Here is an 11327-nt window from a genome sequence, read left to right as displayed (position 1 = left end):
AGGGGAGCTGAGGCTCCCCTTTTGTATTTATTTACGTAGCCTGACTTGCTCAACGGCATGATTGGCGCTTTTAGTCATAATCAAGCTGGCTCTTTCACGTGTTGGTAAAATGTTTTGCTTTAAATTCAGCCAGTTAATTTCTTTCCATAGCGATGTGGCAGTATTGATAGCCTCATCTTCTGATAATTTTGCATAGTTATGGAAATAAGAGTCCGGGTTGGTAAACGCCCCTTCACGGAATTTCAGAAAGCGGTTGATATACCACGTCTGGAGTAATTCTTCTGGCGCATCAACATAAATAGAAAAGTCGACAAAGTCAGAAACAAATACATGATGTGGATCGTGAGGATAGTCCATCCCGCTTTGTAATACATTTAACCCTTCGAGTATTAATATGTCGGGCTGGGCAACGGTTTTGTCGCCATCAGGGATAACATCATAGATGAGATGGGAATAGACCGGTGCCGTGACGTTAGGTACGCCTGATTTCAGATCGGAAACGAATTTAACCAAGCGATGCATATCATAGGACTGGGGGAAGCCTTTCTTCTTCATTAGTCCACGATCTTTCAATACCTGGTTAGGGTGGAGAAAGCCATCGGTAGTAATCAATTCAACCTTACGATGCTCTGGCCAGCGACTGAGCAAGGCCTGCAAAACACGCGCTGTCGTACTTTTACCGACGGCAACGCTGCCAGCAATACTAATAATATAAGGAATACGCTCGCCATTCGTGCCTAAAAATTGCTCCAGCACTGCCTGACGTCGCAGGTTTGAACTGATGTAAAAGTTTAGCAAACGCGAGAGAGGCAAATAAATCTCGGCAACTTCTTCCAGCGATAAGTCTTCGTTAATGCCTTTAAGACGAGCAATCTCTTCCTCGGTCAGGGTCATCGGCACGGAATCACGAAGCGCAGCCCACTGGTTGCGATCAAACTGTAGGTAAGGCGACGTTAACGCTTGCTCTTTTATACTCATACGCATGGTCTGGCTGTCATTGCTATATCAGGTCTGCGGTAAAAAACGAAATCATCCCCGGTACGCAATGGCACGCACATTTCAGTTAATTTGGACAATGGGCAGGAGGGTAACACCAGATGGAGGGGAATAATAAGAAAAAATCATCCTCTGAAATGCAATGTGACGGGTATTCCAGATGTATAAAGATGTGCTTTCTCTCTATCAACGCGCGCATGCCGGTGCAAAATTCCTCCCTGAGGTGGCACCTGGCGTTGGAAATTTGTCCAATCCAAAGAAGAAATAGATTATTTATCGGTCGCATAGTGCAAAATGTGAGCGATAGAACATTTTATGCAATTTTTTAGTTGCATGAGTGCGCATGTCTCCATAAAATGCGCGCTACTTGATGCCGACTTAGCTCAGTAGGTAGAGCAACTGACTTGTAATCAGTAGGTCACCAGTTCGATTCCGGTAGTCGGCACCATCAAGTCCGGTGGGGTTCCCGAGCGGCCAAAGGGAGCAGACTGTAAATCTGCCGTCACAGACTTCGAAGGTTCGAATCCTTCCCCCACCACCACTTTCTGGCAGCGTTATCGCCGCCTGAGTTGATTAAAAAATTAATCAGCTCGAACAGAAAAGAGAGAAATCTCTTTTTTGTTACAGAAAGAACTGGGTAGCCGAGTTTCAGGATGCGGGCATCGTATAATGGCTATTACCTCAGCCTTCCAAGCTGATGATGCGGGTTCGATTCCCGCTGCCCGCTCCAGACGTGCTGATATGGCTCAGTTGGTAGAGCGCACCCTTGGTAAGGGTGAGGTCCCCAGTTCGACTCTGGGTATCAGCACCACTTCACTTCTCCTTCCCGTTTCTCTCTGTTTACTTTTAAAAGCATTCAACAGCTCAGGTATATTGCCTGGTTGATGTGGTGATATCACCGATTTATCCGTGTCTTAGAGGGACAATCGATGTCTAAAGAAAAATTTGAACGTACTAAACCGCACGTTAACGTCGGTACTATCGGCCACGTTGACCATGGTAAAACAACGCTGACCGCTGCAATCACTACCGTACTGGCTAAAACCTACGGCGGTGCTGCTCGCGCATTCGATCAGATCGATAACGCGCCGGAAGAAAAAGCACGTGGTATCACCATCAACACTTCTCACGTTGAATATGACACCCCGACTCGCCACTACGCACACGTAGACTGCCCGGGCCACGCCGACTATGTTAAAAACATGATCACCGGTGCTGCGCAGATGGACGGCGCGATCCTGGTTGTTGCTGCGACTGACGGCCCGATGCCGCAGACTCGTGAGCACATCCTGCTGGGTCGTCAGGTAGGCGTTCCGTACATCATCGTGTTCCTGAACAAATGCGACATGGTTGATGACGAAGAGCTGCTGGAACTGGTAGAAATGGAAGTTCGTGAACTTCTGTCTCAGTACGATTTCCCGGGCGACGACACTCCGATCGTTCGTGGTTCTGCTCTGAAAGCGCTGGAAGGCGAAGCAGAGTGGGAAGCGAAAATCATCGAACTGGCTGGCTTCCTGGATTCTTACATCCCAGAACCAGAGCGTGCGATTGACAAGCCGTTCCTGCTGCCTATCGAAGACGTATTCTCCATCTCCGGTCGTGGTACCGTTGTTACCGGTCGTGTAGAGCGCGGTATCATCAAAGTTGGTGAAGAAGTTGAAATCGTTGGTATCAAAGAGACTGCTAAGTCTACCTGTACTGGCGTTGAAATGTTCCGCAAACTGCTGGACGAAGGCCGTGCTGGTGAGAACGTTGGTGTTCTGCTGCGTGGTATCAAACGTGAAGAAATCGAACGTGGTCAGGTACTGGCTAAGCCGGGCTCTATCAAGCCGCACACCAAGTTCGAATCTGAAGTGTACATTCTGTCCAAAGACGAAGGCGGCCGTCATACTCCGTTCTTCAAAGGCTACCGTCCGCAGTTCTACTTCCGTACTACTGACGTGACTGGTACCATCGAACTGCCGGAAGGCGTAGAGATGGTAATGCCGGGCGACAACATCAAAATGGTTGTTACCCTGATCCACCCGATCGCGATGGACGACGGTCTGCGTTTCGCAATCCGTGAAGGCGGCCGTACTGTTGGTGCGGGCGTTGTTGCCAAAGTAATGAGCTAATTGCCGAATAACATTTGACGCAATGCGCAATAAAAGGGCATCATTTGATGCCCTTTTTGCACGCTTTCACACCAGAACCTGGCTCATCAGTGATTTTTTTTGTCATAATCATTGCTGAGACAGGCTCTGAAGAGGGCGTTTAGTCCGAAACGCACCAGAGCATTTCGGTTTGGATCGCCTCGCTTACGCGGGGTGAAAATGTTTGTAGAATACTTCTGACAGGTTGGTTTATGAGTGCGAATACCGAAGCTCAAGGAAGCGGGCGCGGCCTGGAAGCGATGAAGTGGGTTGTTGTCGCTGTATTGCTGCTTGTAGCTATCGTTGGCAACTACCTCTATCGTGACATGATGCTGCCGCTGCGTGCGCTGGCCGTAGTGATTCTGATTGCCGCAGCGGGTGGTGTCGCGCTGTTGACAACAAAAGGTAAAGCGACCGTTGCTTTTGCCCGTGAAGCGAGAACCGAAGTCCGTAAGGTCATTTGGCCAACTCGCCAGGAAACATTGCACACCACATTAATTGTGGCTGCGGTTACCGCAGTAATGTCACTGATCCTGTGGGGACTGGATGGTATTCTGGTTCGCCTGGTATCCTTTATCACTGGCCTGAGGTTCTAAGATGTCTGAAGCCCCTAAAAAGCGCTGGTACGTCGTTCAGGCGTTTTCCGGTTTTGAAGGCCGCGTAGCCACGTCGCTGCGCGAATATATCAAGTTACAAAATATGGAAGAGCTGTTTGGCGAAGTCATGGTGCCGACCGAAGAAGTGGTCGAAATCCGTGGTGGCCAGCGTCGCAAGAGCGAACGTAAATTCTTCCCGGGCTATGTACTGGTCCAGATGGTGATGAATGACGCAAGCTGGCACCTGGTGCGTAGCGTGCCGCGTGTGATGGGCTTTATCGGCGGTACATCTGACCGTCCGGCGCCGATCAGCGACAAAGAAGTTGATGCGATCATGAACCGTCTGCAGCAGGTTGGTGATAAACCGCGTCCGAAAACGATGTTTGAGCCAGGTGAAATGGTTCGCGTTAGTGACGGTCCGTTTGCTGACTTTAACGGCGTGGTTGAAGAAGTGGACTACGAGAAGTCCCGCCTGAAAGTCTCTGTTTCTATCTTTGGTCGTGCGACCCCGGTAGAACTGGACTTTGCCCAGGTAGAAAAAGCCTAAACAGCGATCAAAAAAGCGGCGATTTAATCGTTGCACAAGGCGCGAGATTGGAATACAATTTCGCGCCTTTTGTTTTTATGGACCCTGTCCGTAAAACGAATTTAATCACGGGGAGCCTCCTTGAGGCGCTATAACCCAACTAGAGGAATTTAGAATGGCTAAGAAAGTCCAGGCCTATGTCAAGCTGCAAGTTGCAGCTGGTATGGCTAACCCGAGTCCGCCGGTAGGTCCAGCACTGGGTCAACAAGGCGTGAACATCATGGAATTCTGCAAAGCGTTCAACGCAAAAACTGATTCCATGGAAAAAGGTCTGCCGATCCCGGTTGTTATCACCGTTTACGCTGACCGTTCTTTCACTTTCGTTACCAAAACGCCTCCGGCAGCAGTTCTGCTGAAGAAAGCGGCTGGTATCAAGTCTGGTTCCGGTAAACCGAACAAAGACAAAGTGGGTAAAATTTCCCGCGCTCAGCTGCAGGAAATCGCGCAGACCAAAGCTGCCGACATGACTGGTTCCGACATTGAAGCGATGACTCGCTCCATTGAAGGTACTGCACGTTCCATGGGCCTGGTAGTGGAGGACTAAGAAATGGCTAAACTGACCAAGCGTATGCGCGTGATCCGTGACAAAGTTGATGCAACTAAACAGTACGACATCAACGAAGCTATTGCTCTGCTGAAAGAGCTGGCCACTGCTAAATTCGTAGAAAGCGTAGACGTTGCCGTTAACCTCGGTATCGATGCTCGTAAATCTGACCAGAACGTACGTGGTGCAACTGTACTGCCGCACGGTACTGGCCGTTCCGTTCGCGTAGCCGTATTTGCCCAGGGCGCAAACGCTGAAGCTGCTAAAGCTGCAGGCGCTGAGCTGGTAGGTATGGAAGATCTGGCTGACCAGATCAAGAAAGGCGAAATGAACTTTGACGTTGTTATTGCTTCCCCGGATGCAATGCGCGTTGTTGGCCAGCTGGGTCAGGTTCTGGGTCCGCGCGGCCTGATGCCAAACCCGAAAGTTGGTACTGTAACCCCTAACGTTGCTGAAGCGGTTAAGAACGCTAAAGCAGGTCAGGTTCGTTACCGTAACGACAAAAACGGCATCATTCACACTACCATCGGTAAAGTGGATTTTGACGCTGACAAACTGAAAGAAAACCTGGAATCTCTGCTGGTTGCGCTGAAAAAAGCGAAACCGACTCAGGCTAAAGGCGTGTACATCAAGAAAGTTAGCATCTCCACCACCATGGGTGCTGGTGTTGCCGTTGATCAGTCCGGTCTGACTGCGACTGTGGCGAACTAATATTCGCCTTTACGTGGGCGGTGATTTTGTCTACAATCTTACCCCCACGTTTCTGCTAATTGCAGACGTATATCCGAGATATTCAGGCTGTGGCAAGGCGACAACTGAGTGAATCGCCAGGAGCATAGTTAACTATGTGACTGGTATGAACGAAGGCAGTCAACGCCGGCACAGATTGAATAGCGACAGATAGACAAGATTTGTTCGTTGGAGCCTGGCCTATCCAGGCCTCCGTCGAAGACCGCAGGTGTTTCGTAAGAAACTTAATGCCCTGCGTAGACGGTGACAGAACGCTAAGATTATTTCTGATACTCTGGCTTGTTTCTGCTCACCGTATTTAGACGCTCTCTCCGTTGGGGAGAGTGAAGTGAGTTCCGGAACATGAGTTCCGGCAAACATCCAGGAGCAAAGCTAATGGCTTTAAATCTTCAAGACAAACAAGCGATTGTTGCTGAAGTCAGCGAAGTAGCCAAAGGCGCGCTGTCTGCAGTAGTTGCGGATTCCCGTGGCGTAACTGTAGATAAAATGACTGAACTGCGTAAAGCAGGTCGTGAAGCTGGCGTATACATGCGTGTTGTTCGTAACACCCTGCTGCGCCGCGTCGTTGAAGGTACTCAGTTCGAGTGCCTGAAAGACACGTTTGTTGGTCCGACCCTGATTGCATACTCTATGGAACACCCGGGCGCTGCTGCTCGTCTGTTCAAAGAGTTCGCGAAAGCGAATGCAAAATTTGAGGTCAAAGCCGCAGCCTTTGAAGGTGAATTGATCCCGGCATCGCAAATCGATCGCCTGGCAACTCTGCCGACCTACGAAGAAGCAATTGCACGCCTGATGGCAACCATGAAAGAAGCTTCGGCTGGCAAACTGGTTCGTACTCTGGCTGCTGTACGCGATGCGAAAGAAGCTGCTTAATCGCAGTTATCTTTCTCAAGCATCTGCTTACGTATAAACTTATTCTGATTTTCAGGAACAATTTAAATGTCTATCACTAAAGATCAAATCATTGAAGCAGTATCCGCTATGTCCGTAATGGACGTTGTAGAACTGATCTCTGCAATGGAAGAAAAATTCGGTGTTTCCGCTGCTGCTGCTGTAGCTGTAGCTGCTGGCCCGGCTGAAGCTGCTGAAGAAAAAACTGAATTCGACGTAATTCTGAAAGCTGCTGGCGCTAACAAAGTTGCTGTTATCAAAGCAGTACGTGGCGCAACTGGCCTGGGTCTGAAAGAAGCTAAAGACCTGGTAGAATCTGCTCCGGCTGCCCTGAAAGAAGGCATCAGCAAAGACGACGCAGAAGCACTGAAAAAATCTCTGGAAGAAGCTGGCGCTGAAGTTGAAGTTAAATAAGCCAACTTTTCTGGTTGCAGCCTAAGAAATTAGGCTGATGGCTGGTGACTTTTTAGTCACCAGCCTTTTTGCGCTGTAAGGCGCCAGTAGCATTTCACACTGTTTGACTACTGCTGTGCCTTTCAATGCTTGTTTCTATCGACGTCTTAATATACTGCGACAGAGCTTCAGTTCTGTGTAAATCGCAATGAAATGGTTTAAGCGTGATAGCAACAGGCATTGCGGAAAGTATTCGATTTTCCGGTCAACAAAATAGTGTTGCACAAACTGTCCCTTCGTCGGACAGATGGGTCGACTTGTCAGCGAGCTGAGGAACCCTAATGGTTTACTCCTATACCGAGAAAAAACGTATTCGTAAGGATTTTGGTAAACGTCCACAAGTGTTGGACATACCTTATCTCCTTTCTATCCAGCTTGACTCGTTTCAGAAGTTCATCGAGCAAGATCCTGAAGGGCAGTATGGTCTGGAAGCAGCTTTCCGTTCCGTTTTCCCGATTCAGAGCTACAGCGGTAATTCCGAGCTGCAATACGTCAGCTACCGCCTTGGCGAACCGGTGTTTGACGTTCAGGAATGTCAGATCCGTGGCGTGACCTATTCCGCACCGCTGCGCGTAAAACTGCGTCTGGTGATCTACGAGCGCGAAGCGCCGGAAGGCACCGTAAAAGACATTAAAGAACAAGAAGTCTACATGGGCGAAATTCCGCTCATGACTGACAACGGTACCTTTGTAATCAATGGTACTGAGCGTGTTATCGTTTCTCAGCTGCACCGTAGTCCTGGCGTCTTCTTTGACTCCGACAAAGGTAAAACCCACTCTTCGGGTAAAGTGCTGTATAACGCGCGCATCATCCCTTACCGTGGTTCCTGGCTGGACTTCGAATTCGATCCGAAGGACAACCTGTTCGTACGTATTGACCGTCGCCGTAAACTGCCTGCGACCATTATTCTGCGTGCACTGAACTACACCACTGAGCAGATCCTTGACCTGTTCTTTGAAAAAGTTGTTTTCGAAATTCGTGACAACAAGCTGCAGATGGAACTGGTGCCGGAACGCCTGCGTGGTGAAACCGCCTCCTTTGACATTGAAGCTAACGGTAAAGTCTACGTCGAAAAAGGCCGTCGCATCACTGCGCGCCACATTCGCCAACTGGAAAAAGACGATATCAAACATATCGAAGTTCCGGTTGAATACATTGCTGGTAAAGTTGCGGCTAAAGACTACGTTGACGAATCTACTGGCGAGCTGATCTGCGCAGCTAACATGGAGCTGAGCCTGGATCTGCTGGCTAAGCTGAGCCAGTCTGGTCACAAGCGTATCGAAACGCTGTTCACTAACGATCTGGACCACGGTCCGTACATTTCTGAAACTGTACGCGTCGACCCAACCAACGATCGTCTGAGCGCGCTGGTAGAAATCTACCGCATGATGCGTCCTGGTGAGCCGCCGACTCGTGAAGCTGCTGAAAGCCTGTTCGAGAACCTGTTCTTCTCCGAAGACCGCTATGACCTGTCTGCGGTCGGTCGTATGAAGTTCAACCGTTCTCTGCTGCGCGACGAAATCGAAGGTTCCGGTATCCTGAGCAAAGACGACATCATCGAAGTGATGAAGAAGCTCATCGATATCCGTAACGGTAAAGGCGAAGTCGATGATATCGACCACCTCGGCAACCGTCGTATCCGTTCCGTAGGCGAAATGGCGGAAAACCAGTTCCGCGTTGGCCTGGTACGTGTTGAGCGTGCGGTGAAAGAGCGTCTGTCTCTGGGCGATCTGGATACCCTGATGCCTCAGGATATGATCAACGCCAAGCCGATTTCTGCAGCAGTGAAAGAGTTCTTTGGTTCCAGCCAGCTGTCTCAGTTTATGGACCAGAACAACCCGCTGTCTGAGATTACGCACAAACGTCGTATCTCTGCACTCGGCCCAGGCGGTCTGACCCGTGAACGCGCAGGCTTCGAAGTTCGAGACGTACACCCGACTCACTACGGTCGCGTATGTCCAATCGAAACGCCTGAAGGTCCGAACATCGGTCTGATCAACTCCCTGTCCGTGTATGCACAGACTAACGAATACGGCTTCCTCGAGACTCCGTACCGTAAAGTGACCGACGGTGTTGTAACTGACGAAATTCATTACCTGTCTGCTATCGAAGAAGGCAACTACGTTATCGCTCAGGCGAACTCCAACCTGGATGACGAAGGCCACTTTGTAGAAGATTTGGTTACCTGCCGTAGCAAAGGCGAATCCAGCTTGTTCAGCCGTGATCAGGTTGACTACATGGACGTATCCACCCAGCAGGTGGTATCCGTCGGTGCGTCCCTGATCCCGTTCCTGGAACACGATGACGCCAACCGTGCATTGATGGGTGCGAACATGCAACGTCAGGCGGTTCCGACTCTGCGCGCTGATAAGCCGCTGGTTGGTACCGGTATGGAACGTGCTGTTGCCGTTGACTCCGGTGTTACTGCAGTTGCTAAACGTGGCGGTACTGTTCAGTACGTGGATGCTTCCCGTATCGTTATCAAAGTTAACGAAGACGAGATGTACCCGGGCGAAGCAGGTATCGACATTTATAACCTGACCAAATACACCCGTTCTAACCAGAACACCTGTATCAACCAGATGCCTTGCGTATCTCTGGGCGAGCCGGTTGAACGTGGTGATGTGCTGGCAGACGGTCCGTCCACCGACCTCGGTGAACTGGCGCTGGGCCAGAACATGCGCGTGGCATTCATGCCATGGAATGGTTACAACTTCGAAGACTCCATCCTCGTATCCGAGCGTGTTGTTCAGGAAGACCGTTTCACCACCATCCACATTCAGGAACTGGCATGTGTGTCCCGTGACACCAAGCTGGGGCCAGAAGAGATCACCGCTGACATCCCGAACGTGGGTGAAGCTGCGCTCTCCAAACTGGATGAATCCGGTATCGTTTATATCGGTGCGGAAGTGACCGGTGGCGACATTCTGGTTGGTAAGGTAACGCCGAAAGGTGAAACCCAACTGACGCCAGAAGAGAAGCTGCTGCGTGCGATCTTCGGTGAGAAAGCGTCTGACGTTAAAGACTCTTCTCTGCGCGTGCCAAACGGTGTTTCCGGTACGATTATCGACGTTCAGGTCTTTACTCGCGATGGCGTAGAAAAAGACAAACGTGCGCTGGAAATCGAAGAGATGCAGCTGAAGCAGGCGAAAAAAGACCTGTCTGAAGAACTGCAGATCCTCGAAGCTGGCCTGTTCAGCCGTATCTACGCTGTGCTGGTTTCCGGTGGTGTTGAAGCTGAGAAGCTCGACAAACTGCCACGCGACCGCTGGTTAGAACTCGGCCTGACCGACGAAGAAAAACAGAATCAGCTGGAACAACTGGCTGAGCAGTACGACGAACTGAAACACGAATTCGAGAAAAAACTCGAAGCGAAACGCCGTAAAATCACTCAGGGCGACGATCTGGCACCGGGCGTGCTGAAGATTGTTAAGGTTTATCTGGCGGTTAAACGTCGGATCCAGCCTGGTGATAAGATGGCAGGTCGTCACGGTAACAAGGGTGTAATCTCTAAGATCAACCCGATCGAAGATATGCCACACGATGCTAACGGTACGCCGGTAGATATCGTACTGAACCCGCTGGGCGTACCATCGCGTATGAACATCGGTCAGATCCTTGAAACCCACCTGGGTATGGCTGCAAAAGGTATCGGCGATAAGATCAACGCCATGCTGAAACAGCAGCAGGAAGTCGCGAAACTGCGCGAATTCATCCAGCGTGCTTACGATCTGGGTTCAGATGTTCGTCAGAAAGTTGACCTGAATACCTTCAGTGATGAAGAAGTTCTGCGTCTGGCTGAAAACCTGAAAAAAGGTATGCCGATCGCAACGCCGGTATTCGACGGTGCGAAAGAGTCTGAAATCAAGGAACTGTTACAGCTGGGTGGCCTGCCGACTTCCGGTCAGATCACACTGTTCGACGGCCGTACCGGTGAGCAGTTCGAGCGCCAGGTTACCGTTGGCTACATGTACATGCTGAAACTGAACCACCTGGTTGATGACAAGATGCATGCGCGTTCTACCGGTTCTTACAGCCTGGTTACTCAGCAGCCGCTGGGTGGTAAGGCGCAGTTCGGTGGTCAGCGCTTCGGGGAGATGGAAGTGTGGGCGCTGGAAGCATATGGCGCAGCATACACCCTGCAGGAAATGCTCACCGTTAAGTCTGATGACGTGAACGGTCGTACTAAGATGTATAAAAACATCGTGGACGGCAACCATCAGATGGAACCAGGCATGCCGGAATCCTTCAACGTACTGTTGAAAGAGATTCGTTCGCTGGGTATCAACATCGAGCTGGAAGACGAGTAACTCTCGATCAAACAGGTCACTGGTGCTGGCGTAACAGCCAGCGCCAGATTGTGCTAACTCCGACGGGAG

General features: G+C 50.3%; 9 protein-coding genes, 4 tRNA genes and 1 pseudogene. 12 read left to right on the top strand and 2 right to left on the bottom strand.

Translation table 11 applies throughout. The features are described 5' to 3' along the window. Positions 1–27: 27 nt before the first annotated feature. A complete protein-coding gene (coaA, locus tag SK34_RS21995; RefSeq protein ID WP_003031107.1) occupies positions 28–978 on the bottom strand; it encodes a type I pantothenate kinase in 951 nt (316 codons plus the stop codon). A gap of 290 nt (positions 979–1268) precedes the next feature. Next, positions 1269–1349 (bottom strand): annotated as a pseudogene (locus SK34_RS25050) (hypothetical protein); the annotation flags it as partial. 19 nt (positions 1350–1368) lie between these two features. Here SK34_RS25050 and SK34_RS21990 point away from each other — a divergent pair. The 12 genes from SK34_RS21990 to rpoB all read left to right on the top strand — a co-directional run bounded on the left by SK34_RS21990 (position 1369) and on the right by rpoB (position 11258). Then, positions 1369–1444 (top strand) — tRNA-Thr (locus tag SK34_RS21990). An 8-nt stretch (positions 1445–1452) separates the two neighbouring features. Then, positions 1453–1537, top strand: a tRNA-Tyr gene (locus tag SK34_RS21985). Positions 1538–1651: 114 nt separating this feature from the next. After that, positions 1652–1726 (top strand) — tRNA-Gly (locus tag SK34_RS21980). A gap of 5 nt (positions 1727–1731) precedes the next feature. After that, positions 1732–1807: transfer RNA gene (locus SK34_RS21975), tRNA-Thr, on the top strand. A 118-nt stretch (positions 1808–1925) separates the two neighbouring features. Further along, positions 1926–3110 (top strand): elongation factor Tu, encoded by a 1185-nt coding sequence (tuf, locus tag SK34_RS21970; protein ID WP_003031109.1) that lies wholly within the window; start codon positions 1926–1928, stop codon positions 3108–3110. 230 nt (positions 3111–3340) lie between these two features. Next, positions 3341–3724, top strand: a complete 384-nt coding sequence (gene secE / locus SK34_RS21965; protein ID WP_003033128.1) for a preprotein translocase subunit SecE — start codon at positions 3341–3343, stop codon at positions 3722–3724. A gap of 1 nt (position 3725) precedes the next feature. Further along, positions 3726–4271, top strand: coding sequence for a transcription termination/antitermination protein NusG (gene nusG, locus SK34_RS21960; RefSeq protein WP_003033125.1), 546 nt, complete (start codon positions 3726–3728; stop codon positions 4269–4271). Positions 4272–4425: 154 nt separating this feature from the next. After that, the gene (gene rplK / locus SK34_RS21955; RefSeq protein ID WP_003033122.1) at positions 4426–4854 is read left to right on the top strand and encodes a 50S ribosomal protein L11; all 429 of its coding nucleotides are present in this window, start codon (positions 4426–4428) and stop codon (positions 4852–4854) included. Between the two features lie 3 nt (positions 4855–4857). Then, positions 4858–5565 (top strand): 50S ribosomal protein L1, encoded by a 708-nt coding sequence (gene rplA, locus SK34_RS21950; RefSeq protein ID WP_003033119.1) that lies wholly within the window; start codon positions 4858–4860, stop codon positions 5563–5565. A 414-nt stretch (positions 5566–5979) separates the two neighbouring features. Then, positions 5980–6477, top strand: coding sequence for a 50S ribosomal protein L10 (gene rplJ, locus SK34_RS21945; RefSeq protein WP_001207203.1), 498 nt, complete (start codon positions 5980–5982; stop codon positions 6475–6477). Between the two features lie 66 nt (positions 6478–6543). Beyond that, complete coding sequence (rplL, locus tag SK34_RS21940) at positions 6544–6909, top strand: 50S ribosomal protein L7/L12 (RefSeq protein WP_003033114.1); 366 nt, start codon at positions 6544–6546, stop codon at positions 6907–6909. A 320-nt stretch (positions 6910–7229) separates the two neighbouring features. Then, positions 7230–11258 (top strand): DNA-directed RNA polymerase subunit beta, encoded by a 4029-nt coding sequence (rpoB, locus tag SK34_RS21935; protein WP_003033111.1) that lies wholly within the window; start codon positions 7230–7232, stop codon positions 11256–11258. Positions 11259–11327: the final 69 nt, after the last annotated feature.

Source organism: Citrobacter sp. MGH104 (genome assembly GCF_001034485.1).
In the GTDB taxonomy this organism is placed as follows: domain Bacteria; phylum Pseudomonadota; class Gammaproteobacteria; order Enterobacterales; family Enterobacteriaceae; genus Citrobacter; species Citrobacter freundii.
This window is presented reverse-complemented; position numbering and strand designations above follow the sequence as displayed.